The organism is Haloprofundus halophilus (assembly GCF_003439925.1).
Taxonomy (GTDB): Archaea; Halobacteriota; Halobacteria; order Halobacteriales; family Haloferacaceae; genus Haloprofundus; species Haloprofundus halophilus.
In genome coordinates this window covers 1,019,834-1,045,671 of sequence record NZ_QQRR01000001.1, presented here as the reverse complement: position 1 = coordinate 1,045,671, position 25,838 = coordinate 1,019,834, and the positions used below count along the sequence as shown (strand labels likewise).

The 25,838-nt window shown below is 65.4% G+C and carries 25 protein-coding genes; 13 read left to right on the top strand and 12 right to left on the bottom strand.

Features of this window, described 5'->3' with window-relative positions; all coding sequences use genetic code 11:
- Nucleotides 1-37 precede the first annotated feature (37 nt).
- Genes DV709_RS05280 through DV709_RS05270 form a run of 3 tightly spaced genes read left to right on the top strand, consistent with a single transcriptional unit; the run spans nt 38 to nt 4,378 of the window.
- A complete protein-coding gene (locus DV709_RS05280) occupies nt 38-2,554 on the top strand; it encodes a DNA topoisomerase I (RefSeq protein WP_117592351.1) in 2,517 nt (838 codons plus the stop codon).
- 54 nt (nt 2,555-2,608) lie between these two features.
- Entirely contained in the window at nt 2,609-3,619 is a 1,011-nt protein-coding gene (locus DV709_RS05275) for an HNH endonuclease (protein ID WP_117592349.1), read from the top strand.
- Nucleotides 3,620-3,667: 48 nt separating this feature from the next.
- Complete coding sequence (locus DV709_RS05270) at nt 3,668-4,378, top strand: phosphoglycerol geranylgeranyltransferase (protein ID WP_117592347.1); 711 nt, start codon at nt 3,668-3,670, stop codon at nt 4,376-4,378.
- Nucleotides 4,379-4,432: 54 nt separating this feature from the next.
- On the opposite strand, the gene DV709_RS05265 is transcribed toward DV709_RS05270, so the two are convergent.
- From DV709_RS05265 to DV709_RS05260, 3 genes are all read right to left on the bottom strand, one after another.
- Nucleotides 4,433-5,677, bottom strand: a complete 1,245-nt coding sequence (locus DV709_RS05265; protein ID WP_117592345.1) for a cation:proton antiporter — start codon at nt 5,675-5,677, stop codon at nt 4,433-4,435.
- A complete protein-coding gene (locus tag DV709_RS17610; RefSeq protein ID WP_157972646.1) occupies nt 5,678-5,836 on the bottom strand; it encodes a hypothetical protein in 159 nt (52 codons plus the stop codon).
- A 389-nt stretch (nt 5,837-6,225) separates the two neighbouring features.
- Nucleotides 6,226-6,696: an Lrp/AsnC family transcriptional regulator gene (locus DV709_RS05260; protein ID WP_117592343.1), complete on the bottom strand. Its 471-nt coding sequence runs from the start codon at nt 6,694-6,696 to the stop codon at nt 6,226-6,228.
- A 131-nt stretch (nt 6,697-6,827) separates the two neighbouring features.
- On the opposite strand from DV709_RS05260, the gene aspS reads away from it, so the two are divergent.
- Together aspS and DV709_RS05250 are read left to right on the top strand one after the other, a co-directional pair.
- Complete coding sequence (aspS, locus tag DV709_RS05255) at nt 6,828-8,132, top strand: aspartate--tRNA(Asn) ligase (RefSeq protein WP_117592341.1); 1,305 nt, start codon at nt 6,828-6,830, stop codon at nt 8,130-8,132.
- 141 nt (nt 8,133-8,273) lie between these two features.
- Complete coding sequence (locus DV709_RS05250; RefSeq protein WP_117592339.1) at nt 8,274-8,837, top strand: hypothetical protein; 564 nt, start codon at nt 8,274-8,276, stop codon at nt 8,835-8,837.
- 239 nt (nt 8,838-9,076) lie between these two features.
- Here the strand turns inward: DV709_RS05250 and DV709_RS05245 are convergent, their stop codons facing one another.
- On the bottom strand, nt 9,077-9,319 hold the full coding sequence (locus DV709_RS05245; protein WP_117594122.1) for a PRC-barrel domain containing protein: 243 nt from the start codon (nt 9,317-9,319) through the stop codon (nt 9,077-9,079).
- Nucleotides 9,320-9,584: 265 nt separating this feature from the next.
- Between DV709_RS05245 and DV709_RS05240 the strand changes: the two genes are divergently transcribed.
- Complete coding sequence (locus DV709_RS05240; RefSeq protein ID WP_117592337.1) at nt 9,585-10,472, top strand: pantoate kinase; 888 nt, start codon at nt 9,585-9,587, stop codon at nt 10,470-10,472.
- Nucleotides 10,473-10,506: 34 nt separating this feature from the next.
- Nucleotides 10,507-11,253 (top strand): 4-phosphopantoate--beta-alanine ligase, encoded by a 747-nt coding sequence (locus tag DV709_RS05235; protein WP_117592336.1) that lies wholly within the window; start codon nt 10,507-10,509, stop codon nt 11,251-11,253.
- A 115-nt stretch (nt 11,254-11,368) separates the two neighbouring features.
- Here DV709_RS05235 and DV709_RS05230 read toward each other — a convergent pair whose 3' ends face one another.
- Both DV709_RS05230 and DV709_RS05225 read right to left on the bottom strand, forming a co-directional pair.
- Entirely contained in the window at nt 11,369-12,271 is a 903-nt protein-coding gene (locus DV709_RS05230; RefSeq protein ID WP_117592334.1) for a hypothetical protein, read from the bottom strand.
- Between the two features lie 101 nt (nt 12,272-12,372).
- Nucleotides 12,373-13,353: a glutathione S-transferase family protein gene (locus tag DV709_RS05225; RefSeq protein WP_117592332.1), complete on the bottom strand. Its 981-nt coding sequence runs from the start codon at nt 13,351-13,353 to the stop codon at nt 12,373-12,375.
- A gap of 213 nt (nt 13,354-13,566) precedes the next feature.
- On the opposite strand from DV709_RS05225, the gene DV709_RS05210 reads away from it, so the two are divergent.
- Complete coding sequence (locus DV709_RS05210) at nt 13,567-14,943, top strand: hypothetical protein (RefSeq protein ID WP_157972645.1); 1,377 nt, start codon at nt 13,567-13,569, stop codon at nt 14,941-14,943.
- A 195-nt stretch (nt 14,944-15,138) separates the two neighbouring features.
- Nucleotides 15,139-16,038, top strand: a complete 900-nt coding sequence (locus DV709_RS05205; RefSeq protein WP_117592326.1) for a PhzF family phenazine biosynthesis protein — start codon at nt 15,139-15,141, stop codon at nt 16,036-16,038.
- Between the two features lie 6 nt (nt 16,039-16,044).
- On the opposite strand, the gene DV709_RS05200 is transcribed toward DV709_RS05205, so the two are convergent.
- The 3 genes from DV709_RS05200 to DV709_RS05190 form a co-directional block, all read right to left on the bottom strand.
- The gene (locus tag DV709_RS05200; RefSeq protein WP_117592324.1) at nt 16,045-16,488 is read right to left on the bottom strand and encodes a zinc ribbon domain-containing protein; all 444 of its coding nucleotides are present in this window, start codon (nt 16,486-16,488) and stop codon (nt 16,045-16,047) included.
- Nucleotides 16,489-16,615: 127 nt separating this feature from the next.
- Nucleotides 16,616-17,305, bottom strand: a complete 690-nt coding sequence (locus DV709_RS05195; protein ID WP_117592322.1) for a type I 3-dehydroquinate dehydratase — start codon at nt 17,303-17,305, stop codon at nt 16,616-16,618.
- Between the two features lie 71 nt (nt 17,306-17,376).
- Nucleotides 17,377-18,423 carry a DNA-methyltransferase gene (locus DV709_RS05190; RefSeq protein WP_394338682.1) on the bottom strand — a complete coding sequence of 349 codons (1,047 nt, stop codon included), beginning with the start codon at nt 18,421-18,423 and terminating at the stop codon, nt 17,377-17,379.
- A 122-nt stretch (nt 18,424-18,545) separates the two neighbouring features.
- On the opposite strand from DV709_RS05190, the gene DV709_RS05185 reads away from it, so the two are divergent.
- Nucleotides 18,546-20,102 carry a TrkH family potassium uptake protein gene (locus DV709_RS05185; protein WP_117592320.1) on the top strand — a complete coding sequence of 519 codons (1,557 nt, stop codon included), beginning with the start codon at nt 18,546-18,548 and terminating at the stop codon, nt 20,100-20,102.
- Between the two features lie 19 nt (nt 20,103-20,121).
- On the opposite strand, the gene DV709_RS05180 is transcribed toward DV709_RS05185, so the two are convergent.
- Nucleotides 20,122-21,087 (bottom strand): transcription initiation factor IIB, encoded by a 966-nt coding sequence (locus tag DV709_RS05180; RefSeq protein WP_117592319.1) that lies wholly within the window; start codon nt 21,085-21,087, stop codon nt 20,122-20,124.
- A 226-nt stretch (nt 21,088-21,313) separates the two neighbouring features.
- Between DV709_RS05180 and DV709_RS05175 the strand changes: the two genes are divergently transcribed.
- Both DV709_RS05175 and DV709_RS05170 read left to right on the top strand, forming a co-directional pair.
- Nucleotides 21,314-22,051, top strand: coding sequence for a cobalamin-binding protein (locus DV709_RS05175; protein WP_117592317.1), 738 nt, complete (start codon nt 21,314-21,316; stop codon nt 22,049-22,051).
- 114 nt (nt 22,052-22,165) lie between these two features.
- Nucleotides 22,166-22,687, top strand: a complete 522-nt coding sequence (locus DV709_RS05170) for a DUF84 family protein (RefSeq protein WP_117592315.1) — start codon at nt 22,166-22,168, stop codon at nt 22,685-22,687.
- A gap of 3 nt (nt 22,688-22,690) precedes the next feature.
- Here the strand turns inward: DV709_RS05170 and DV709_RS05165 are convergent, their stop codons facing one another.
- Nucleotides 22,691-24,547, bottom strand: a complete 1,857-nt coding sequence (locus DV709_RS05165) for a flippase-like domain-containing protein (RefSeq protein WP_117592313.1) — start codon at nt 24,545-24,547, stop codon at nt 22,691-22,693.
- Between the two features lie 325 nt (nt 24,548-24,872).
- Here DV709_RS05165 and DV709_RS05160 point away from each other — a divergent pair, with 325 nt between their 5' ends.
- The gene (locus tag DV709_RS05160) at nt 24,873-25,106 is read left to right on the top strand and encodes a DUF7123 family protein (protein ID WP_117592312.1); all 234 of its coding nucleotides are present in this window, start codon (nt 24,873-24,875) and stop codon (nt 25,104-25,106) included.
- 112 nt (nt 25,107-25,218) lie between these two features.
- On the opposite strand, the gene DV709_RS05155 is transcribed toward DV709_RS05160, so the two are convergent.
- Nucleotides 25,219-25,824, bottom strand: coding sequence for a winged helix-turn-helix transcriptional regulator (locus DV709_RS05155; protein ID WP_117592310.1), 606 nt, complete (start codon nt 25,822-25,824; stop codon nt 25,219-25,221).
- Between the last annotated feature and the right edge of the window lie 14 nt (nt 25,825-25,838).

Genomic DNA, 25,838 nt, shown 5'->3' with positions numbered 1-25,838 from the left:
GAAAGGTTTAGGCCGCCCCTTCGCATATCGCCTGCCAATGAGCAAGGGGCCGGAACTGATAATCACCGAGAAGGACAACGCCGCGAGGCGGATCGCCGACATCCTCAGCGGCGAGTCCGCCGACGCCGAGCGGATGAACGGCGTCAACGTCTACAAGTGGGGCGGCAAGCGCTGCATCGGGCTGTCGGGCCACGTCGTCGGCGTCGACTTCCCGCCGGAGTACAACGACTGGCGCGACGTCGAACCCGTCGAACTCATCGACGCGCCCATCGACAAACACCCGACGCAGGAGAACATCGTCGCCGCACTGCGACGACTCGCCCGCCACGCCTCCAAAGTGACTATCGCCACCGACTACGACCGCGAGGGCGAACTCATCGGGAAGGAGGCGTACGAACTCGTCCGCGACGTGAACGAGGACGTCCCCATCGACCGGGTGCGCTTCTCCTCCATCACCACAAACGAGGTGACCGAGGCGTTCGAGAATCCGGAAGACCTGGACTTCGACCTCGCGGCAGCGGGCGAAGCACGACAGATTATCGACCTCGTCTGGGGCGCGGCGCTGACGCGTTTCCTCTCGCTGTCGGCCCGCCAACTCGGCGACGACTTCATCTCCGTCGGCCGGGTGCAGGGACCGACGCTAAAGCTCATCGTCGACCGCGAGCGCGAGATAGACGCGTTCGACCCCGAGGACTACTGGGAGCTGTTCGCGGACCTCGAAAAAAGCGAGTCTGGAGAGAACTTCGAGGCGCAGTACTTCTACCCCGACGAGGACGGCAACGAGGCCGAGCGCGTCTGGAACGAGGAGACGGCGAACGAGGTGTACGACACGCTCCGGACTGCGTCGTCGGCGACGGTGCAGTCGGTTCGCCGCCGCACGCGGACTGACAAGCCCCCTGCGCCGTTCAATACGACTCAATTTATCCGCGCGGCGGGGAGCATCGGTTACTCCGCCCAGCGCGCGATGAGCATCGCCGAGGACCTCTACACGGCGGGTTACATCACCTACCCGCGCACCGACAACACCGTCTACCCCGACGATTTGGATCCCGAGGAGTTGGTCTCGGAGTTCGTCGGTACCCGCCGTTTCGGCGACGACGCCGAGTCGCTGCTCGAACTCGACGAACTCGACCCGACGGAAGGCGACGAGGAGACGACCGACCACCCGCCGATTCACCCGACGGGCGAACTGCCGTCTTCGGCCGATATCTCCGAGGACGAGTACGAGGTGTACGAACTCGTCGTCCGGCGCTTCTTCGCCACCGTCGCCGAGGCGGCGAAGTGGGAGCACCTCCGCGTCGTCGCCGACGTCGACGCCGACGGCGACCCGCTGTCGCTGAAGGCGAACGGGAAGCGGCTCGTCAAGGAGGGCTACCACGCCGTCTACCCGTACTTCAACAACACCGAGAGCTTCGTCCCCGACGTCTCCGAGGGCGAGGAGCTCGCCGTCACCGACACGCGCTTCGAGGCCAAACAGACCCAACCGCCGCGGCGCTACGGCCAGTCGCGACTCATCGAGACGATGGAGAAGATGGGCATCGGGACGAAGGCGACCCGCCACGACGTGATTCAGAAACTGTACGACAGAAACTACATCGAGAGCGACCCGCCGCGGCCGACCCGCCTCGCGCGCGCAGTCGTCAGCGCCTCGGAGGAGTTCGCCGACCGCATCGTGAGCGAGGAGATGACCGCCCAACTCGAATCCGACATGCTCGCCATCGCCGACGGCGAGAAGAACTTCGAGGACGTGACGAGAGAGTCCCGCGAGATGCTCGAAACCGTCTTCGAGGGGCTGATGGAGTCGGGCGACGAGTTGGGTAAGCAGCTGCAGAAATCCCTGAAGGCGGACAAGACGCTCGGCCCGTGTCCGGAGTGCGGCGAGGACCTCCTCGTCCGGAAGAGCCGCTACGGCTCGTACTTCGTCGGCTGCGACGGCTACCCCGACTGCGAGTACACCCTCCCGCTCCCGTCGACGGGCAAGCCGCTCATCCTCGAAGACGAGTGCGAGGAGCACGGCCTCCACCACGTGAAGATGCTCGCCGGACGGAAGACGTTCGTCCACGGTTGTCCGCAGTGCAAGGCCGACGAAGCCGACGAACAAGACGACCTGATAATCGGCGAGTGTCCCGAGTGCGGCCAAGAGCATGGGGGGGAACTGGCAATCAAGCAACTGCGTTCCGGTTCTCGGCTCGTCGGCTGTACGCGCTATCCGGAGTGCGACTACTCGCTGCCGCTGCCGCGCCGCGGCGAGATAGAAGTCACCGACGAGGAGTGCGAGGAACACGGACTTCCCCACCTCGTGGTTCACAACGGCGACGAACCGTGGGAACTCGGCTGTCCCATCTGCAACTACCGCGAGTACCAGGCCCAGCAGGTCGGCGGCGACGAACTGCAGAGCATCTCGGGAATCGGCGAGAAGACGGCCGAGAAACTGAGGGAGGCCGGAATCGCGGACGTGCCCGGCTTGAAAGACGCCGACCCCGACGACGTGGCCGCGAGCGTCGAGGGCGTGGGCGCGGACACGATTCGGGATTGGCAGGCGAAAGCCGATTAGAGTCTAATATTTCCTTTAGAAAGAGTGATCAGATAGCAATAACTCTCTAAAGATATGTCCGCTGTCGGTAATGTCTTTCTAGCCCCTTGTAGCAATCAAAACGCCGCAGATCATCTTCAAGAAACCGTTGTTGGTGGTGTTCCCGCAGCGGTCTACAAACAATACACGAGCAAGGACTTCGGGGACAGCGTCTCTGTCTGGGGCGTTTCGCCCGGTGGCAAAAAGTATACAGATCAAATGGCTAGAGGAGATATTCTACTGTTCTACACCGGAGCAAAGCGATATACGTTGGCAGGACGCGTCATCGGTACCGAAGAAAATCGAGAGTTGGCAGCCGAGCTTTGGACAGATTACCAAATTGGGCTTCGGGATGACGACGAACTCTGGCCACACGTTATTTATCTCACAGATGTTGTAGCGGTCCAGATTGATAGTACTGAGGTACACCACGAGCACGCTGGACACAGTAGAGGACATCCTCAGAATTTCATGCGACTCAACGACCGTGGTCTGAGAAACATTAGAGAGAAGTACGGAAGCGTCCGCTCGTTTCTCGGTTATGGAGTCAAAGACGTTCGTCCAGATACATTCGAGAAAGCAGATAGTGAACTACACGAAAAGGTCAAACGAACCCCTGAACTTACCGAGCCGGAACGGCAAGAGAAGACTACAACCCGGAAGGCACGATCTGCAGCCTTTCGTAGTGGTATAAAGGAGCTATACGAATACAAATGTGCAGTTTGTGGAGCCAACCGGATGACTCCAAGTGGCCGCCCTGAAGTGGAGGCCGCCCACATCTACCCTCGAAGTGAGAACGGACAAGACGACTTCAGGAATGGACTTTCGCTCTGCAAACTTCACCACTGGGCCTTTGACAATGGTTGGTTGGGTCTTCGAGATGATCTTACGCTGTTAGTTAAACATCGACCTCAGGTAGCTGGATTTGCAGAATTCTCTTCGCTTGAGGGAACGAAACTCATACTCCCTCCCGATGAAAGATACCACCCTGCTAAGATCTATCTCCGAGAACATCGTGCACTTCACGGCTTCGACGCCGAATTGTAGCCATTCGTTCCGCACTCTTTTTAACGACTCCCCGGAGTACACAGTCCAATGACTCTGCCGTGGGAATCGTGGGACCACATCCTCAAAATCGATCCCGACAAACCGCTCGTCGACGGCGAGACGTTCGCCGACGCCTGCGAGACCGGCACCGACGCCATCGAAATCGGCGGCACGCTCGACATCACGACCGAGAAGATGCAGCGCGTCGTCGACGCCTGCGCCGAGTACGACGTGCCGCTGTACCAGGAACCGTCGAACCCCGGCGTCGTCGTCGACGACGACGCCCTCGACGGCTACCTCATCCCGACGGTGTTCAACGCCGGCGACTCCTTCTGGGTCACCGGCGCGCACAAGGAGTGGGTCCGCATCGAGAACGGCCTCGACTGGGAGCGCACGCACACCGAGGCGTACATCGTCCTCAATCCGGAGGCTTCCGTCGCGCAACTCACCGACGCCGACTGTGACCAGACCGTCGACGACGTGGCCGCGTGGGCCGCCGTCGCCGAGAAGATGTTCGGCCAGGACATCGTCTACGTCGAGTACTCCGGCATGTACGGCGACACCGAGAAGGTGCAGGCCGCGCAGGACGCGCTCGACGACTCGACGCTATTCTACGGCGGCGGCATCCGCAGCTACGACGCCGCCTACGAGATGGGACAGCACGCGGACGTTATCGTCGTCGGCGACCTGTTGCACGACGAGGGCGTCGACGCGGTCCGCGAGACCGTCGAGGGCGTCAAGGACGCCCACGCCGAGTAGCTCTTCTCCGCGGATTCGGTTCGGTTCGGTTCGCTCTCCGGTCGGCGAGAGCGGTCAGTCCGCCGTGCTGGCCGTCTCGTCCTCGTCGAGTCGGACGAGTTCGCCCGCCGACTCCAGGAGTTTGACGCCCCACGTCATCGTCACGGGAACGAGCGCCGTCGTGAAGATGGCGATGAAGACGAGGATGGAGAACATCTGCTGGTCGATGATGCCCGCCGACAGGCCGATGGAGGCGATGATTATCTCGACGGTGCCGCGGCCGTTCATCCCGAAGCCGATGACCAGCCCCTCGCGGGAGGTGAGCTTCGTCGGCAGCGAGAACAGCCACGAGCCCACGATCTTCCCGACGAACGCGATGGCGACCAGCAGCACGAGCAGTCCGAGGTTCTGCGTGAACACGTCGAACGTCAACTCGAAGGCGACGGTGACGAAGAAGATGGGCGCGAAGAAGCCGATAGCGAGGTCGTAGATGACGTTCTCCATGTGCTCGTACAGCCCCGGCGTGATGTCGGCCTGCCGGAGGAACATCCCGGCCATGAAGCCGCCGATGATCATGTGGAGGCCCGCCAGCGCGGCGAGTTCGGCGAACACCAGCGCGACGAGTAGCGCGAACGTGAACGCCGTCGTCTTGTCGACGAAGCCGTACTGCTCGCGGAGCGCTTCGAGTTTCGTCCACATCGGCGGGAGGAAGCGGTCGCCGATGAACAGCGTCACGGCGAAGAACGCCAGCGCCTTGCCGAGGATGACGGCGATGCTCAGCGGGTCGACCGACCCGGCCTCGACGAAGCCGATGATGCCCGCGAACGCGACGAGCACGCCCACGTCGGAGACGAGTGCGCCGCCCAGAAGCACCCCCGCGATGCGGGTGTCGAGCAGGTCGAGGTCGGAGAGGATGCGCGACTTCGTCGCCAGCGAGGTCGCCGCCATCGCCAGTCCGAGAAACAGCGCCGCTCCCACCGACACCCCGAGGACGACGCCGGCCGCGTAGCCGAGGCCGAACGGGATGACGAAACCGCCGACGGCGATGAGAAGCGCCTGCGGCCCGAGCTCGAACAGTTTGTGGAGGTCGACTTCGGTGCCGACGTACACCATCAGGAGGAAGACGCCGAGTTCCGACAGCACCGCCAACACCTCCGAGGGTTGGATGATCCCCAGTATCGGCGGACCGAAGAGGAGCCCCGCCGACAGCTCACCCATCATCGCGGGATAGCCGAACCGCTCCGCGAGCGCACCGAACACCCACGCGACGGCCAGAACCAACAGGAGGCCGAGGATGTTGATCTCGGACGCTTCGACCACTCAGTTCACCTCCGAGACGCGGTTCTCCGCGTCCGCGTGCGGAACCCGGCGCGGCCCGAGACGACCCGGGCCTCGGCACTGACCTTCGGCCAGGTGAATCCGCGCCCGTCCGCCCACCTTCGACGTTTCGTCGCTCGACTGCCGTGCGGGAACTCTCATATCCGGTTCTTGCTCCTGAAACGGCATAAAGAAGGCGATATTTTGCTGATTTCGCATCTACTATTCGTTATAGTATTTATTACACAATTGAAGATACTCCAATCTAAGCGACGCATCGTTCGGTCTGTCGGTCGTCGAAACGTGAACGCGTCCGTAAAGACGTGAACGCGTCCGTAAAGACGTGAACGCGTCCGTAAAGACGTGAACGCGTCCGTAAAGACGTGAACGCGTCCGTAAAGACGTGAACGCGTCCGTAAAGACGTGAACGCGTCCGCAACCGTCTCTCGTCGCGACGTCGGCGAGCGCATCCGGCGGCACTCCGAGAGGCGGCGGATCGAAGCGCCGGAGCCGTCGCTCCGCGGAGAGGCATACCGAACCGAAGAACGCGACTACTCGTCCGTAGTTTCGTTGAACGGCGTGTACGGGCAGGTGTACTCGTTGCGGATGAGTTCCTCTTCGACGATCTCGAAGCCGAGCGAACTCAGGTCGCGACCGATTCGGCTCAGGTCGTCGCTGTCCTCGCCGACGACGGTGATGTGGACGTTCTCGTCGCCGGTCATTATCTCGCGGACCGAGACGACGCCGTCGACGTCGCACGCTTCGCGCGCGAGTTGCTCGCGCTTCGGAATCGGGGCGGTACAGAGAATGAGCGTGTACAGTTGGTACCCGGCGGCCTCGAAGTCGATGTCGAGGTGGCTCCCCCGAACGATCTCTCCCTCTTCGAGTCGGCGGATTCGGTTGCGTACGGTGCTGGCGGAGACCCCCTTCATCTCGGCGATCTCTCGGGCGGTCGTCCCGCGGGCGTCGCCCTGAAGCGCGTAGATGATGTAGCGGTCGAGGTCGTCGAGTTCCCGCGACATACCAGAGAGGTTACCGACAGGTGCAAATGTGTTTTGTTCCGGCCGGTGCGTGAGACACGGTGACTGGCGACCCGTCGCGCGCTCCGGGCGGAATCGGTCGTTTTTAACCTCCCGACGCGGAACGCGTAGACATGCACAACCGAACGTACGCAGCTGACGCCGAACCCGGCGAGACGGTGACGCTCGCCGGTTGGGTCCACGAGGTTCGTGACCTCGGCGGCATCGCATTCCTCATCCTGCGGGACACCACCGGGAAGATTCAGGTCAAGTTCGAGAAAGACGAGATGGACGAGGAACTCGTCGAGACCGGCCTCGGCGTCCACCGCGAGAGCGTCATCTCGGTGACCGGCGACGTCGGCGAGGAGCCGCGCGCGCCGACGGGCGTCGAAGTCGTCCCCGAGAGCCTCGACGTCGTCGCCGAGGCGGACCCGCAACTGCCGCTCGACCCCTCCGGCAAGGTCGACGCCGAACTGCCGACGCGCCTCGACAACCGGACGCTCGACCTCCGCAAGGACGAGGTGAAGGCCATCTTCGAGATTCGCGCCGAGGTACAGCGCGCCGTCCGCGAGCGGTTCCGCGACCTGCGCGCGACCGAGATCAACACGCCGAAGATCGTCGCCACGGGCACCGAGGGCGGAACCGAACTGTTCCCCATCACCTACTTCGGCCGAGAGGCGTTCATGAACCAGTCGCCGCAGCTGTTCAAGCAGCTCATGGTCGGCTCCGGTCTGGAGCGCGTCTTCGAGGTCGGCCCCATCTTCCGCGCCGAGGAGCACAACACGCCGCGTCACCTCAACGAGGCGACCTCCATCGACTTCGAGTCGGCCTTCATCGACCACACCGAGGCGATGGACGTCTGCGAAGCCGTCGTCAAGGCGGCGTACGAAGCGGTCGAGGAGAACTGTCAGCGTCAGCTCGAAGCGCTCGGACTCGAAGACGAGTTCGAGGCCCCCGCCGGCGAGTTCCCGCGGCTCACCTACGAGGAGGCCATCGAGCGCATCAACGCGTCGGGCGAACTCGACGAGCATCTCGTCTGGGGCGACGACCTGCCGACCGAGGGCGAGAAGGCGCTCGGCGACGACGTGGGTGAACACTACTTCATCACCGACTGGCCCAGCGAGATCAAGCCGTTCTACATCAAGGACCACGACGACGACGAGACGCTCTCGACCGGGTTCGACATGATGCACCCGAACATGGAACTCGTCTCCGGCGGGCAGCGCGAACACCGCTACGACGAACTCGTCGCCGGCTTCGAACAGCAGGGGCTCGACCCCGAGTCGTTCGACTACTACACGAAGATGTTCAAGTACGGGATGCCCCCGCACGCGGGCTTCGGCCTCGGCGGCGAGCGTCTCATCATGACGATGCTCGGGCTGGAGAACATCCGCGAAGCGGTTCTGTTCCCGCGTGACAGGCAGCGACTGTCGCCGTAGGCGACGACCGAACCGACGACCGCTCATCTTTTGCGTCACTCGAAGGCCCGACAGCGACGAATCCGCTTCCGTGTCGACGATACTGACAGATAGTTGAGGCGGCCAAGCGACTTATTCGCGTTCACTCCCAAACTCGGTTCGATGCCCGGACTCAACGAAAACGTACTCGAAGAAGCGGGCGACCGCGGACGGACGCTGCTGGTCACGGACCTCGTCGCACTCATCGAGCGACACGAGCGGAGCGACCGTCTCGGTGTCGACCCGTCGCGCGTCGTGACGTACGCCGAGGGACTGGAGGCGGACGGCGCGCGAATCGACGCCGGGAGCGTTCCGTCCGCAATCGAGGAACGGCGGACGGACGCCACCTCGTGGGTCGACGACGACGCGCTGTACGCGGTCGGCGACGGCCGAGTGAGTACGTACCCCGAGCGCTGGCACGAGGACCTCCGGGGAGAAAGCGACGTGAGGCGATATCTCGAAGTCATCCTCGACGACGTCGGAGACAGCACCGACGCGTTCGACGTGGGCGGCGCGGGGACCGGCGTCCCGCGGAGTCTCCTCCTCGGTGCGACGGCGGTCCTCGGCGAACTCAACCCGACAGAGACGAAGGCCCAGATACAGGCGCTCCGCGACGAGGGCGTCCTCGCCGAAGACGCCGACCAGCATCCGAACGCGCGCGTCGCGTTCGCAGAACAGCAACGTTGACAACGCAACGTCGCAGAACAGCAACGCTGACGCCGCAGCAGCGGCGCTGGGCGGTCGTCTTCGACGCGCAGAATCGATAGAGGCGGTCGCGTGCGACCGCCGGCGTCACCGCCGACTCGTTTCCCGTGAAAACCGACGGACTGGACGCGAAACGCCGGTGCGTCCGGGAGTGATGCATGTCTGGCTAGCCGACCGTCCGGCGAGTTAGGTTGCGGACGGCGTGACAGACGCGCCGAGCGTCACACGTCCCGACGAAGTCTGATTTCGTCGTCGGTGACCGCTTCGACGGCTTCCTCCTGGAGCGGGTACGTGTCCTCGTCCCTCTCACCCCAACCGAGCTTCGATTTGAGCTTCTCGGTGAGTCCGGGGTCCGGTTCGACGTACGCGGTTCCGTGTTCAACATCGGCAACGATGCCTACGGTGTCGCCGTCGTCGGCGACGACCTTCTTTCCCTCGTCGTCTTCGGTGATGTTAGTTGCCATCGGTGGGTCCTCCGTCAGTTGTCTGCGACCCGCTGGTCGCATCATCGACGACGACGTGATTGCGTAAAAAGCGGCGCGACCGTTTCCCGCGTTCAGTCCGCTCGACCGCCGACAGACTCGCTCAGCCCCCGATCTGCGGCGGTTTCGATCCGAGTAGATGTAGCACACTACCGAACGGAAATGCGCCATTTATCGACGCGAACGGCCGGAGCGACGGCCGGTCGGGATTGTAACTGTTAAACCTGCGGCGGGGGGATGACCGAGTATGGCCGACGAGGTAGTAGCGTTCGTTCCGGGCCACGTGACCGGATTCTTCAGCGCCCACCCCGACGACGACCCGAGAGTCGCCGGGTCCCGCGGAGCGGGCGTAACGCTCTCCGAGGGCGTCACCGTCCGCGTCCGACCGGCGACGACGACGACGGTGACGCTCGGCGGCGACGCGATCGACGTCGACCCGGTCGAACGCGTTCTCGACGCCCTCTCGGTGACGGCGGCCGTCGAAGCCGACACGTCGCTACCGTTGGGCGCGGGCTTCGGCGTCTCGGGCGCGATGGCGCTCGGGACGGCGCTGGCGGCCAACGGCGTCTTCGACCGGGCGCTCTCGGAGAACGAACTCGTCACGCTCGCCCACGGCGCGGATGTACAGTCGGGAACCGGTCTCGGCGACGTCGTCGCACAGGCGCACGGCGGCGTGCCGATTCGCCTCGAACCCGGCGCACCCGGCGAGGGACTGCTGGACGGGATACCCGCCCAGACCCGCGTCGAGTACGTCACGTTCGGCGAGCTCTCCACCGAGGACGTGCTCTCGGGCGACACCACCCGGCTCTCGGAGGCCGGGAGTCGCGCGCTGTCGAGTCTCGTCGAGCGGCCGACGCTCGACCGGTTCATGTTCGCGTCGCGTCGCTTCGCCCGGGAAGCCGGACTGCTCACCGACCGCGTCGAGGAGGCGATACGCGACGTGAACGCCGTCGACGGCGAGGCGTCGATGGCGATGCTCGGCGACTCGGTGTTCGCGCTCGGAACGGGGCTCTCGGAGGCGGGCTACGACCCGGCGGTCTGTCAGAGCCACCCCTCGGGCGCACGACTGCTCGACGACGACTCGGCCGCGCTCGTAGCGGACGGCGCTTCGCCTTCGGTACCGCACCGCGAGTAGCACCGGTTTTTACCCTCCCCCGTCAATCGCGGGTATGACCGAGATTCCCGAGGACCACCCCCGATACGAGTCGTTGCTGACGCGACACCGCATCGAGGAGGGTGTCGACGAGGGCATCACCAGCAGGCAGGGGCTCATCGCCCAGGGACGCGGCGAGGCGTTCGATTACCTCCTCGGCGAGCGAACGACGGAGAGCGCCGACGCCGCCGAGCGCGCGGCCGCCGCGCAGTTACTTCTGGCCGACCACCCGGTGCTGTCGATAAACGGCAACGTCGCCGCGCTCTGCCCGGGCGAACTGGTCGAACTCGCCGACGTCGTCGGCGCGGACCTCGAAGTGAACCTGTTCAACCGCACCGACGAGCGGATGACCGCCATCGCCGACCACCTGCGCGACCACGGTGCGACCGACGTGAAGGGACTGACTGCCGACGGCCGCATCCCCGGACTCTCACACGAACGCGCGAAAGTCGACGCCGACGGCATCGGCGACGCCGACGTCGTCTTGGTCCCCCTCGAAGACGGCGACAGAGCGGAGGCGCTGGCGGCGATGGGGAAAATCGAAATCGTCGTCGACCTCAACCCCATGTCGCGGTCGGCGCAGGCCGCGGCTATCCCCGTCGTCGACAACATCGTCCGCGCGGTGCCGAACGTCACCCGACACGCCCGCGAGCTACGGGAGCGACCCCGCGAGGAACTCGAACGAATCGTCGACGAGTTCGACGCCGACGCGGCGCTGGCCGACGCCGAGCGAGCGATTCGAGACGGCACGACACAGCCGTAGAGCTACGCGGACGGCGTCGCTCGCCGACGCACTTCACTCCCGAAAACCGAATCGTCCGGAGGAAACGAGCCGAAGCGGCGCTTCGTGGCCGTGTGAGGACGCGTCGCCGACGCGCTCACTGGTTGGGCGACTCGTTCGTCGCTTCCCCGTCTCCTTCGAGCGGCGACTCGCCCTCGGTACCGCCCGAATCTGACTCGGAGTCGCTCTCCTCGCCCTCGGTCTCGGTCTCGTCGTCCGACTCTTCCGTCTCCAGTGCAGCCTCACCGGCGGTCTGGTCGCCGTGCTCACCTTCGTCTTCGCTTTCGTCGTCGTCTCCGATTTCGTCCTCGCCCTCGCTTTCGTCCTCGCCCTCGCTTTCGTCGTCGTCTCCGATTTCGTCCTCGCCCTCGCTTTCGTCCTCGTTCGTCGCCGCCTCGACGACGTCGTCTTCGACGACCGTCTCGCCGGGTTCGGGCGAGATGTCGCCCTCGTCGTCCTCGACGGCGTCGACCATCTCGTCGACGTCCGCTTCCTCGGCGGCGCTCGCTCCCATCACGTCCTCCTCGGCGACGTTCGTCTCCGTGATGTCGCGTTCGGTCGCGTCGGGTTCGGAGTCGCCCCCTGCACGGCGTTTTCGCACGGCGTAGGCGACGACGGCGACGACCACCGCGAACGCGAGCAGTCGCAGGAGCGTCCCGACGACCGACCGCGACTCGGACGACTCCTCGGGCGTCGGTTCCGCTTCGGTTTCCCGTTCCGTGACGCTCGTCTCCGCCAGCAACCGCTCTACTCGTTCGTCTCTGGCCAGTCGACGGAGCACGCCGAGGGCGACGAGCGAACCCGCGACCAGTTGTTTCCCCGTCCGTCGCTCGCGACTCTGTTCTGTGTCCTGCCCTGCGAGCGTTCGGAGGAACCGTTCGACGTCGAACGGCTCCGACTCCGCGTTCGAATCGCCGCCGGACGACTCGGTCAGTTCCTCGTCGAACAGCGTACGGGCGACGCGCTTCGCTTCGTCTATCGTCTCTCGTCGGTTGTTCATCACGTGTGTTCTCCCTGTGAGAACTCAGCACGAAGCCTCGAAAGGTTTCGGCGAACGTTGCGTTCGAGAGAACGTCTCCGAAAAATGATTGTGCGAAGAAGCTACTTGAACAGGGCGTCCGGTGGTCCCCCCGCGAGACGGTCCCGGTCGTGCGGTTCCGAGAAGTCGATGTCCGGCCCGGTGGGGACCAATCGCTTGGGGTTCACGTCGCCGTGGCTCCGGTAGTAGTGTTCGGTGATGTGTTCAAGGTTCACCGTGTCCGCGATTCCGGGCAGCTGGTACAGTTCCTTCGTGTAGTTCCAGAGGTTCGGATACTCGTGAATCGCTCGACGGTTACACTTGAAGTGGGTGTGGTAGACGTGGTCGAAGCGGACCAGCGTGGCGAACATCGCCAGATCCGCTTCGGTGAGCACGTCGCCGGCGAGATACCGCTGGTCGTCGAGAACGCTCTCGTAGTGGTCGAGGGCGTCGAACAGGTCGTCGACGGCGCTGTCGTACGCGTCCTGCGTGTCGGCGAACCCGGCGCGGTAGACGCCGTTGTTGATTGGTTCGTAGATGTCGTCGATGAGCCGGTCGACTTCGTCTCGGTACCCTTCGGGGTAGAGGTCGACGTTGCGCTCGGCGAGACGGCCGAACTCCGTGTCGAGCATCCGCATTATCTCCTCGGACTCGTTGTTGACGATGGTTTCTTCCTTCTGGTCCCAGAGAACGGGCACCGTCACGCGGCCGGTGTACTCGTCGTCCGCGCGGACGTAGACGTCTCGCAGATACGGTTCGTTGTACAGCGGGTCGGGAAACTGTTCGGAGAACTCCCAACCGTCGTCGATGCGGACGGGTTCGGTCAGCGAGAGCGAGATGGCGTGTTCGAGTCCCAGAAGCGAACGCGTCATCGCCGCTCGGTGCGCCCACGGGCAGGCCCGGCAGATGTAGAGATGGTACCGACCCGCCTCGACGGGATACGTCGCGTCCTCGTCGTCTCGGATTCGGTCCCGAAACGACGTCTCCTGTCGGTCGAACTCCCCCTCGTCGTTGGTCGACTCGTAGGCGTCGGTGGTCCACTCGCCGTCGACGAGCATATTCATCGATTGTCATCTCCGCGCGTCGCTGTTCTCGTCATTTCGTTCACACTACGGCCGCTTCGAGTAAAAGCGTTCGGCGCGATTCGAACTGCGCGCAATCGCGGTTCGGTCCGGCGGTCGTACGGTCGGCTTATCAGAACAGTATGCCGACCCATACGGCCGAAACAATCGAACGGCTGCCCATAACAAAGGGGGTACTAGTTCTTGCCGCAGGCAATGCCCGACCCTGGTTCCAAACGACAGTACGTACCACTGGTGGTGCTCCTCGTCGTCGCCCTGGGCGCGATAGCCATCGGCTCCGGTTTCGCGTCGCAGTTCGACGCCGGGTCGCTCTCCCCGGTCAACGATTCGAGCAGCGACGCCGGCACCGAGGTAGTCACCAACGAGACGAACGCGACGACGCCGAACGCGACGAACGCGACGACGACGAATGCGACGAACGCGACGACGGAGTCCCCGACGACCGCTACGAACGACAGCAGCGCCGGTAGTTCTGACGACACTGAAACGGACGACGCCGGCGGTTCGAACGACGCCGGCGGCGACGGCGGTACCGACGACTCCGCTGACGCCGGCGGTTCGAACGACGCCGACGACGCCGACGAGACGACGACCGAACAGCCGGCGGTCCAGCCGATACAGGACAGTTCGGACCAGTGCGGTGTGCTCACCGTCTCGAACCCCAACGAGTTCGCAGTGACGTACAGCTACACCGTTCAAGAGACGGGGACGAGCGGTAACGTCGAACTCGGTCCCGGCGAGTCGACCACCATCGACCTCGACCTGGGTGTCGCCGAGGGCCAGTACTACGTGGTCACCGAGGCAGTGCGCAGCGACACCGGCGAGTCGGTGCCCGTCGAGGACGAGGAGACCTCGGCGATAACCGAGAGCGTCCAGGCCTGTGCTCCGTCGGAGACGACCGAGACGTCGACGCCGACCGACACCACGACTTCGACGCCGACCGAGACGAGTTCGCCCGTAGTGACCGAGACGACGACCTCCACGTCGCCGTCGGTGCAGTCGATTCAGGACAGTTCGAACCAGTGCGGTCAACTCACCGTCTCGAACCCCAACGAGTTCGCGGTGACGTACAGCTACACCGTCCAAGAGGCGGGGACGAGCGGTAACGTCGAACTCGGTCCCGGCGAGTCGACCACCATCGACCTCGACTTGGGCGGGTCGGCAGGTGACCAGTACTACGTGGTCACCGAGGCGGTCCGCAGCGACACTGGCGAGTCGGTGCCCGTCGAGGACGAGGAGACCTCGGCGATAACCGAGAGCGTCGAAGCGTGCGGTTCGCCGTCAACGTCGACCGCGACGTCGACGCCGACGGAGACGACCGAAACCGCGACGTCCACGTCCGAACCGACGACGACCACGTCGACACCAACCGAAACGACGACCACCACGTCGACACCGACCGAAACGACGACCACGTCGACACCGACCGAAACCACGACCGCGACGTCGACGCCGACGGAAACGACGACTACCACGTCGACGCCGACCGAGACGACTGAAACCACGACCACCACGTCCGAACCGACTACCACGGAGACGAGCACGAACGAGTCGACCGATACGGCGGCGTAACCCGTCGCGGCGGAGACGGCTGAGGTAACACCGCAGGATACTATTTTGGCGCGTTTCTCCGCGCGAGTTCCCGACGGACGACCCCGAGGCCGCGCTGGGCCGTCTACTCGTCCTCGCGGGACCGTCGGTGCGTCGCCGTCAGCACCGACACTCGCCGACTGGTACTTTCTTTGTCCCCCGGCCGGTGGTGGGCGCATGGACACTCGTCGCGCGCTGTTGGTCGACGCGTTCACCACCGAACCGCTCGCGGGTAACGCCGCCGGCGTCGTCCCCGACGCCGACGGCCTCTCGGTCGAACAGATGCAGGCGGTCGCCCGCGAACTGTCGGTGAGCGAGACGGCGTTTCTCCGCCCTTCGGAGAGCGCAGACCGACGCGTTCGCTACTTCACGCCGACGCAGGAGGTCGACCTCTGCGGTCACGCGACCGTCGCGGCGCACGCGCATCTCTCCGAGGAGGGCGTCCTCGACGCGGGCGTTCACACGCTCGAAACGAACGTCGGCGACCTCGAAATCGAACTCACCGACGACGGCGTCGTCTGGATGACGCAGTCACGGCCGACCGTCCGACCGGTCGACGTCGACTACGAGCGCGCGAGCGAGGCGCTCGGCGTCCCCGTCGAGTCGTTTCGGGCGGTCGCCGACGAACTCCCGGCGGCCGTCGCCTCCACCGGCCTCCCGTTTCTCGTCCTCGGCGTCGACTTCCTCGACGCGGTCGGCGGCGCGACGCCCGACATGGGCGCGGTCGCCGCACTGGCCGACGAACACGACGCGACCGGCGTCTACCTGTTCTGCTTCGATACGTTGGACGCCGAGTCGACGCTGCACGCGCGGATGTTCGCGCCCGGCGCGGGCGTCCCCGAGGACCCCGTCACCGGGACCGCCAGCGGCGCGTGCGGGGCGTACCTCGAACACGTCGGCGCGTTCGACACGCTCCCCGACGAGATGCAGTTCGAGCAGGGCGAGTTCGTCGACAGACCGGGTCGCGTTCGGGTTCGCGTCGGCGACGAGGTCCGCGTCGGCGGACGAGCGGTGACGGCGTTCGACGGCACGCTCGTCGTTCCCGAGATCGATACGGACGAGATACTCGAAGCCTGAGAACGGTCAGCGGTCCGACTCGGCGCCGGGTTCGGACCACACGATAGCCGAGCTACACCAGTGACAGAACTCCAGTTCGGTGTCGAGCGGATAGCCGCAGACCGGACAGGCGACGTCCGCGTCACCCGACGCGGCCGGCTTGACGGCGATGCGGCAGGCGTCGTAGACGCTGAGACCCAGGAGCACCAGAAGCGGCGGGTAGACGGCCGCGGGTTCGACGTTCGCCGACGCGAGCGCCGCGACCGGCTCCGCGAGCACCGCCGATATCGACAGCGTCGAGGGGTTCAGCGCGAACACGAGCGCGACGGCGCTGCCGCCGACGAACAGAAACCAACCCACGCCGCGACGCCACCGCCGGAGGTAGAGGTGGGCGACGCCCGCGATGCCGACGGTGGCGAACACAGTCCCGAGAACGGCGGCGACGAGCGCGCGCCGGGGTGTGTCGGTCATGGCCCCAACGTCCAGAGCCACGAGGCATAAGTTAGTGGGTTCTACGCGAACTTCTGACCGGGTGTAAATACTTATTTTTTGATATTTGGTTCGCCCAGTGAGACGCCTCCGCTCGCTGGCGACGCGGTTAGAGCCGTCGCACCAACTCGGCGAGCGTCTGCAGGTCGTACTGTCCGGGAGCGGTCGCGTTCTCGGCGCGCGGCGGCGCGTAGCCGATTTTCGACCCGTACACCGGCGCGACGGCGCGCGTGTGGCGGCCCGGTTCGCCCATCGCCATCGTCGCCACCTGGTGACCGGCCGCCGTCGCCTCGTGGGTCACCGAGAGCAGCGCGAGGCTGTCCGCGCGGTCCGCGGCCGTCACCGCCAGTTTCCCGACGTCGCCCGCCTCGCACGCCGCCGACAGGAGGCTCCGCAGGTTGTCCATCGCCGGCGTCTTCCGGAAGTCGTGAACGGACGTGACGACGGTGAGGCCGCGTTCTCTGGCGGTCGAGCGGAGGTCGACGGCGCTCGGGACGTCCGGTCCGTGAGGGCCGAGCGCCGCGAGTTCGACGTCGACGGCGACGACGGCGTCGTGGTCGAACGCCGCTTCGAGCGTCGCCAGTCGGCCGTCGTCCGACGCCTCTCCACCCTCCCACTCTGGGCGGTTCGTCACGAGTACGGGGAGGTCGCCGTCGTAGTCGTCGAGCGCCTCCAGCGGGTCCCCCGCGAGGTCCAACCGGAACTCGACGATATCGGCGTGTTCTCGCACTACGGCCAGTTCCTGCGCTGGTCCCAGGTCGTCCGTACTGGCCGCCAGCGTGAACGAGTCGAACTCCATGCGCTCACACGGGTCGCCGAGGTCAAAAATGGACCCGTTGTCCGAAGTCCGAGCACGGACGGTGTCCGAGGTTACCTCTCGTAGGGAACGTGCGAGACGACGTACCGACGCCCGTCTTCGACTCGGTCGACCACGTCGACGTTGGAGACCGTGTACAGTCGAACGTCTCGTTCCTGTTTCGTCACGACCGGGAAGTCGTAGTTGGTGGCGCGATAGGCGACCTCCGCGTCCGTCTCGGCGACGAACGATTCGTGGCGGGCGACCCGCTCTCGGGTCCGCTCTCGGGACCGCTCGGCGAGTCCGTCGAGCCGGCGGTCGAACGCCTCGAGCACCGTCGCGTCGAGCTCGTAGCCGACCGAGTTGCGCCCCGCGAGCATCGCGGCCAACGTCGTCGTTGCGGTCCCGAGGAAGGGGTCCAGCACGGTGTCGCCGTACACCGAGTACATGCGGACCAGTCGGAGCGGCAGTTCCAAGGGGAACGCAGCCGAACGCTTACGGCCGTCGCCGGGCGCCGCCAGCGTCTGGTCGGTGCCGGTGAGCGTCCAGAGGTCCGAGAACCACTCGTTTCGCTCCTCCCAGAAGAAAGCGCTCTCGTATCGGCAGTCGTCGCCCGCCTCGAACTCGCGGGGACCGCCCTTCCTGAACACGAGGATGTACTCGTGTTCGAGCGTGACGTAGGCGTTCGGCGGTAACGTCCCCGACCCCATGAACTTCGTCAGGCGGTTCGTCGGCTTCCGCCAGAGCACGTCCGGGAGGGGACGGAGTCCCCGCTCCCGGAGCGCCGACAGCACCCGCGAGTGGTTCGGAAACTGTCGGAACGCCCCCCCTATCGACCGCGTGGCGTCGCCGACGTTGACGCAGACGACCCCGCCCGGAGCGAGCACGCGGACGATCTCGTCCCACACCGCGTCGAGCTGTGCGTGCATCCGCTCGAAGGCGGCGTCGGCGTCGCCCGCCGCCAACGCGTCGGCGACGCGCGGGTCGCGCGCGGAGAAGAGGTCGTCCCACAGCGAAATCATCGGATACGGCGGCGACGTGACCACCAGTTCGACGGACCCCGTATCCACGTCGTCCATCGCCGCAGCGTCGCCGAGTCGATGGACGTGTTCTGTCTGCACGACTTACCTGTGAGCTCGTTGTTATGTAGTGTTTGGGGTCCGTCGCAGTCCGTGAGCGGAACCGAGCGGGCGACGTGCGGCGGTAGTTCGCCGAGTTCGGCTCGGAACCGACCGGTGAACTCATGGGAATCGGCGACCCTCTCGCAGTCGTGTCCCGCCCGACGCTGTCCAGTTTCGGTCTCTCGACGCTCCGCGTCGACGTCAGGGGGAGTCTCGCGCTCATCGGCAAGATAACGAAATATCTCTCGGTGCCGCTGGCGATTCCGCTGCTGTTCGCGCTGTACGAGGGCGTCGACGTGATGCCGTTCGCCGTGACGCTCGCCCTCGTCGTCGCCGTCGGCGCACCGCTCGAACGGGTCAGTTCCGACACCGAACCGGGAACCCGGGAGGGGTATCTCATCGTCGCGCTGACGTGGCTCGTCCTCCCGGTCGTCGGCGCGATTCCGTTCGTGCTCGCCGGCAACGGCGTCATCGCCGACCCGGTGAACGCGCTGTTCGAGAGCATGAGCGGGACGACGACGACGGGGGCGACGGTCATCGTCGACTTCGACGCCCACTCCCGCCCCATCATGCTGTGGCGGTCGCTCATCCAGTGGCTCGGCGGTCTCTCGATTCTCGTCATCGCCGTCGCCGTCCTCTCGGAACTGTCGGTGGGCGGCGCGCAGCTGATGGAGACGGAGACGGCGACGACGAGCGTCCGCAAACTGACGCCGCGCATCGAGGGGACCGCCCGCCTGCTCGGGACGCTGTATCTGGGGTTGACCGTAGCGGCCGTCGCCGGGGTGTACGCGCTCCACCTCGCGGGGTTCGCACCCGAGATGACGCTGTTCGACGCCGTCAACCACGCGTTCACGAGTATCTCGACGAGCGGTTTCTCGCCGCGCGCCGACAGCATCGCCGCGTTTTCGCCGGCCGTCCAGTGGGCGTACATCCCCGTGATGTTCGTCGGCGCGACGAACTTCGTCATCATCTACCGCGTCACGCGGGGCAAGTACGACGCCCCGCTGCGAAGCGAGGAGTTCCGCGTCTACGTCGGCGTCGTCGCGTTCCTCTCGCTTCTCGTCGCGGGCCTGCTGTTCGTCGAGCCCCACCAGCAGTACTCGATAGAGGAGACGCTCCGCCACGCGACGTTTCAGGTCGTCTCCATCCTGACGACGACGGGCTACGCGAGCACGAACTTCGACCTCTGGTCGCCGTCGGCGAAGAACGTGCTCTTTCTCTGCATGTTCTTCGGCGGGATGGTCGGCAGCACGACCTGTTCGATAAAACTACTCCGGTGGCTCGTCATCGTGAAGTCGCTCCGTCGGGACATCTTCACCGCGGTCCACCCGAGCGCGGTCCGTCCGGTTCGACTCGACGAGGGCATCGTCGACGAGGACAGCATCCGGCAGATGTACGCCTACACGATGCTGAACCTCGTCATCTTCGCCTGCGCGACGGTGTTCGTCATCGTCGACGCCGCCCGCGTCGGCCTCTCGCTCACCGAACTGGAGGCGCTCGGCGCGAGCGCCGCGACGTTTCTCAACATCGGTCCCGGGTTCGGTCTCGCGGGACCGTTCGGCAGCTACGTGGAGTTCCCGGCGACGACGAAGCTCGTGATGGTCGTGCTCATGTGGGTCGGCCGTATCGAAATCATCCCCGTGCTCGTCCTCCTGACGCGGACGTACTGGCGCGATTGACCGAAAAGAGCGCTCCGCGTTACGCGACGCCGACGCCGTCTTCGGCTTCGAGCAGTTCGTGGTAGCGGTTGCGGATGGTGACTTCGCTGATGTCGGCGACGTCCGAGACGGCGGCTTGCGTCGTCTTCTCGTTGGTCAGAAGCGCCGCGGCGTAGACGGCGGCGGCGGCGAGTCCGACCGGCGACTTACCCGAGTGAACGCCTTTCTCCTTGGCGTTCTTGAGCAACTGGCGGGCGCGGTGCTCGGCCTCCTCGGAGAGCCCGAGCGACGACGCGAAGCGCGGGACGTACTGTTCGGGGTCGGCGGGCTTCACTTCGAGTTTCAGCTCGCGGACGACGTAGCGGTACGTCCGGGCGACCTCGCTCTTCTCGATGCGGGAGACGTCGGCGATCTCGTCGAGGCTGCGGGGGACGCCCGCCATCCGCGCGGCGGCGTAGACGCAGGCGGTGGCGACGCCCTCGATGGAGCGGCCGGGGAGCAGGTCCTCGCCGAGCGCGCGGCGGTAGATGACCGACGCGGTCTCGCGGACGTTCTTCGGCAGCCCGAGCGCCGACGCCATGCGGTCGATCTCGCCGAGCGCCTGTTTGAGGTTGCGCTCCTTCGAGTCGCGGGTGCGGAAGCGCTCGTTCCACTTGCGGAGTCGCTGCATCTTCTGGCGCTGTCGGGAGCCGAGCGAGTTGCCGTAGGCGTCCTTGTTCCGCCAGTCGATGTTCGTCGACAGCCCCTTGTCGTGCATCGTGTTCGTCGTCGGCGCGCCGACGCGGGACTTCTGGTCCTTCTCGCGGGCGTCGAACGCGCGCCACTCGGGGCCGCGGTCGACGGAGTCCTCGCTGACGACGAGGCCGCAGTCCTCGCAGAGCGTCTCGCCGTGTTCGGTGTCGGTGACGACGTGTCCGCCGCACTCCGGACACCGCACCGATTCGTCGCTCTCGGGTTTCTCTCTCTCCTGTTCGTCCGTTCGTCTGGTGTACGTCCGTTCGCTCATTGTGTGAGACGGCTACTGCTCCGGGTCGAGACGGGCCAAAGAACGTGGGCCGAGCGTCCAGAGCGGTCCTTGTCCGTTTCAGGACGGTGTTTCATATAAGTGGTTTGGTGTTGGGCGCGATTTCCGTCGACTCGCCGCTCAAACAGCCATTCGTAAATGAATATCACAACATTAAAATACTCAAAATTGCGCCAGTGGTTTGAACTCGCGGGACCCACTGGGAGTGATGACCAACCCCGACACGGCGCGACCCGACGTGGTGTCGCTCGCACCGAGTGCGACGGCGACGCTCGACGCGATGGGTGCGAGCGACCGTCTGCTCGGCGCGACGACCCACTGCGACGTCGACGTTCCCGCGGTTGGCGGGTGGCTCACCCCCGACTACGACCGGCTCGCGGAACTCGACCCCGATCTGGTCTGTACGAGCGACGCGCTCCAGCGGGAGATCAGAGACGAACTCGACGGCCGAGGGTACCGCGTCCACCACGTCGAACCGGCGACGCTCTCGGACGTCCTCGACACGTTCGTCGCCGTCGGCGAAGCGGTCGGCCGTCCGGAGGCGGGCGAAACCCTCCGCGCCGACGCGGAAGCGCGCCTCGACGCCGTCGCCGAGCGGGTCGCCGACGAACCTCGACCCGTCGTCTACTGCGAGGAGTGGTCTGACCCGCCGATGGCCGCCGGCAACTGGGTCCCCGACGCCGTCGTCGCCGCCGGGGGTCGGTACCCGTTCGTCGACCCCGGCGAGCGTTCCCGCGAGGTCGACGCCGAGCGCGTCGTCGACGCGAACCCGGAGTACGCGATTCTCCACATCTGCGGCCGCGGCGAGCGAGTCGACCCGGGCGTCGTCGGCGAGCGGGCGTGGGCGGTCGACCCGGAGGTCCACGTCGTCGACGACTCGCTTCTGAACCAACCGAGCCCCCGACTCGTCGACGGCATCGAGAGGCTGGCGGAGATACTGCACTGACGGGCGCTCTCGGCCCCGACCCTCGTTTTCCGTTCGTTCATCGACTTTGACCTCCGCTTCCCGTTCGTTCACCGATTCCGATACATCGATAACTCCTCGTGAGGAGTCGGTGGTATGCGAGTCGTCGTCGGGAGCGAGAACCCGGTCAAGAGAGCCGCAGTGGAAACTGTCGTCGGGGACGCGACGGTCGACGCAGTCGCCGTCTCCTCGGGCGTCTCCGAACAGCCGAGGGGCCACACCGAGACGATAGCCGGCGCGGAGACGCGGGCGTGGGAGGCGTACGATAAGGGCGAGGACGAGAGGGAGGCGTACGACTACGGCGTCGGACTGGAAGGCGGCGTCGCGTCGTTCGACGGGGCGGCGGGGCTGTATCTGGTGATGTGGGCGGCGGTCACGGACGGTGTCCGAGTCGGCCGCGGCGCGGGACCGAGCGTCCGCCTCCCGTCGAGAGTCGCCGCCCGAATCCGCGGCGGCGAGGAACTCGGTCCGGTGATGGACGACGTGCTCGGCACCACCGGAATCGCGGAAGGAGAGGGGGCCGCGGGCGCGCTGACGGGCGGCCGAATCGACCGCGAGGCGGCGCTTTCGACCGCCGTCGCGGGGGCGCTCGGTCCGTTCGTCTCGGAGCTGTACTGACGCTCAGTCCGACTCTATCGGCTCGGTCTGTTCGCGGGCGTTGGCGCTCTCTTCGACCGCCTTGGTCAGCGAGACGTTGAGCGCCAGCATCGACGCGACGCCGCCGAGGATGGTGACGACGTTCTTCACCGCGTGGTCGAGAATCGCCGCACCGACGGCGACGGTGGCCGAGACCGGGCTGAGCGCGACCACGAGGATGGTGAACGCGCCCTCGTAGAGACCGATACCGCCGGGCGACAGCGGGAGCACCTTCGCGAGGTTGCCGACGCTGACGGCGAAGAAACTCACCGCCACGAGCGTCACGACCGACATCTCGGCGTTCGCGCCGAGCGCGACGAGCACGAGAATCGCGGTCACGACGTCGAGCACCCAGATAGCGAGGCTGCTGACGCCGACGCGGGCGAACGCGTCGCGGCGACCGGCGGTCCGCTGCAGGTCGACGACGAACTGTTCGATGATGCCCGCGACGTAGTCGGCGTACGAGTCCGAGGAGAACCGCCCGAGCGTCCTCCGGACGAGGTTGCGGTCCGAGCGGGCGCTGGCGACGATACCCACGACGGCGAGTATCGCCGCGAGGCCGACGCTCGCGGCGACGACGGCCGCCGTCCGACCCGCCTGCCGGTTGCCGGCACCGACCTCTCCGCCGCCGGTGCCGAGCAGGCCCTCGACGAGCGCCGACGTGTTCCCGGTGGCGACCAGACCCAGAAGCACCGTCCCGGCGAGGACGGTGATGGTGAGCAGGTCGAAGACGCGTTCGGCGGCCAACGACGCGAATCCGGACGGGTAGGGGATACCGCGCCGCGCCTTCACGACGTACGCGCGGACGGCGTCGCCGGCGCGAGCGGGGAAGACGAGGTTACCGGTCTGGCTGATGAAGATGGCACCGGTCAGAAAGCCCGTCTTCTCGCGGAAGCCGAGTTCCGCGAGGATGTCGCGGTAGCGGAGCCCGCGGATTGGCCACGAGACGAGGTAGACGACGGCCGCCAACAGCACGAGTGCGGGGTCCGCCGCGCCCATCACGTCGAGCACCTCCTGCGGGTCGAGATAGACGGTCATGAGCGCGAGCGCGACGAGCGTGAGCGCGATTCCCGCGGCCATCGTCACCCGGCGGTCGATTCGCGGGCGAACCGAGAGCTCCCACCAGGTGCGTCCGATCTGACTACCCATCCCGAAGATGTCGCGGACGAGGTCGACTTTCGTGTCGCCTTTCGGTTCCCAGTCGACGGAGAACTCCGCGACTCGGAGGCCGCTCCGCTGCGCGCGAACCAGCAGTTCGGTGTCCCAGAACCAGTGGTTGTCCTTGATGTCGTCTTTCAGCAGGTAGAACGCTTCGCGGCTCATCGCTTTGAAGCCGCACTGGTGGTCTCGAAGCTCCGAGCGCAGGAACAGTCGAACTAACCCGTTGTACGCCTGACTCGGGACGCCCCGCTTGACGGGGCGGTCGGCGACGTTGTCGGGCATCCACCGCGAACCGGTGGCCACGTCGTACCCGTCGGTACGGACGCGTTCGACCAGTTCTTCGAGGTGGCGCATGTCGGTGGCGAGGTCGGTGTCGAAGTAGACCAACGTCTCGCCGTTGGCGGCCTCGAAGGCTCGCTCTAACGCGCCGCCTCGTCCGAGTCGCTCGTCCGAGTGGAAGTGGCGAACTCGGCTGTCCTCGGCGGCCAACTGGTCGGCGATCTCCGGGGTGCGGTCGTCGCACCCGTCCTCTGCGACGATGACCTCGACGGCATCGTGGGGGAGAAACGCTGCAAGTGTCTCAAGCGTGGTCCGCACCGTCTCCTCTATCGTATGTTCCTCGTTGTACGCAGGAAGAACGACGCTGACCTCGACCGGACGGTCCATTGTCTCTCTATGCATCGACAGTGGCTAAGAAGCTTCTGACTCTCAGGACTGATGGAATTGTAGTTTGAGTATTTGTTCGCCGTTGACAGCCGCGTGTCGCTCGAACCGCCTCGAATTCGGGACGTAATGCGAGATTACCGCGGATTTGCGGTCGTAAATACAGCCTTACTAGAACGTAGTTTGGTGCTTACAGTCACGAAATATTTACTATTAGACCTTCGTACCACGCCGCGCTCGAACCCACCGATTACGCTCGCTTTACGATTGTAAATCGAAAGACGTGAGTACATTAACCTCGCGTACCAAATGCCATATTAGTGCCAATCACCACGGCAGTGATATGAGCGTCACCACGGCCACCGAGCTCAGTGATAAGCAGCAACGAATCCTCAGGTACCTTCGCACCCACGCGGCGACGCAGACGTACTTCAAATCGCGACTCATCGCCGAGGAGCTGGGACTGAGCGCGAAGGAAGTCGGCGCGAACATGACCGCGATCCTCGACGGGGACTTCGACGTGACGGTCGAAAAGTGGGGCTACTCGTCGGGGACGACGTGGAAAGTGAGCCTGTAACTGACGACCCCCGCTGACGGCGGCCCTCCCCCCCTCCGGGCACTCGCTCTTTTCGGACGGTATTTTTGGACGACACGGAAGCAGAGACGCCCGTCTCGAAAACCGACCGCCGCTACGCGTTGTACTCCACGAGTTCGTAGGCCTCGTTCGCAAATGCGATGGTCTCGGCCCCGAAGGAGTCGGCGTACCGCACGAGCAGCATGATGAGCGTCTCCGGTCGTTCGACGCTGAGGCCGCTCTCCGCCGCGAGTAGACCCGCGCCCTCCAACTGCTTTCTGTACGAACTCACCGTCGCCGTGGAGACGTCGGCGGCGTCCGCGAGTTGGACGCCCGTCGCGTCGGGGTCACGGAGCAGTTCGAGGAGCATCTTTCGCGGCGTGTCGCGGCGGAGGTAGCCGAGTGCGACCTGTTCGAACTCGGAGAACCGCTGAGCCGGGAAGAACCGGCGGTAGTCACCGTCGCGCCGCGAGAGGACGACACCTTCCGAGAGCAGTTTGTCGAGGTGGTGCTGCGTCTCGCCGGTTCCGAGACGGAGGTCGTCTCGGACTTTCGAGAAGTGAGCGCCGGGAGTCGTCGACAGATAGCCGACGATGGCATCGCGGACGTCGCTGCGCGACTCGTCGTCGGTTTCGTCGAGGCGAGCGAACGGGACGGCCGCGCCGAGTGCGGCGAACCGTCGGAGCGTCGCTCGTTTCTCTTCGTCTACCCGGTCGGACATCTACCCCAGTTCGG